Source organism: Psychrobacillus sp. PGGUH221, assembly GCF_042055255.1.
GTDB lineage: Bacteria > Bacillota > Bacilli > Bacillales_A > Planococcaceae > Psychrobacillus.
The window spans coordinates 1-537 of record NZ_JAQMHQ010000035.1; the positions used below are offsets into that span (position 1 = coordinate 1).

Below are 537 nucleotides of genomic sequence, written 5' to 3' on the forward strand. Positions count from 1 at the left end.
TCCAATTCTACAACCAGTAGAAAACATGAATTCAAAAATTGATTTTTCCATTGGGGTATGACAGGATTCACGAAGATGTTCAATCTCTCGTTCGGTTAAATACTTGGGTATCCGTTTACCTACTTTTGAGTCTTTTATTTTAGAACTTGGATTCTTACTTAGGTGCCTTCTTCATGAGACCAACGAAAAAACGATTTTATAAAGCGGATACGATGTGCAAGACTTGCTGGTTTTAAATGGTTGCCCGATATAGCAAGATATTCCTTCAGTTGAATTGTATCCAGTGATTCCAGCTCAACATCCTTAAAATAACAAATTAGTAGCAAAGACTGTAACTGGTAAGCCTTCAACGTTTGCGTCGAAAAGCCCTCTATACGTTTATCCGCTTCAAACGAAGCCCATGCTTTTGACAGTAACAATTCCATTCCCCCTAAAATAGTACTCTTAAAGGGATTATTGCCAACTTAATAGAATTATAGACATAATGATTAATTGATTTTAATAACGAAGCAGTTGAATAGGTAATGTGAATTGAGA

General features: G+C 35.6%; 1 protein-coding gene. It reads right to left on the reverse strand.

The genetic code is table 11. The annotated features are described in order from the left end of the window. Window positions 1-158: 158 nt before the first annotated feature. Window positions 159-419, reverse strand: coding sequence for a site-specific integrase (locus PGC35_RS22065; protein WP_375220727.1), 261 nt, complete (start codon window positions 417-419; stop codon window positions 159-161). Window positions 420-537: the final 118 nt, after the last annotated feature.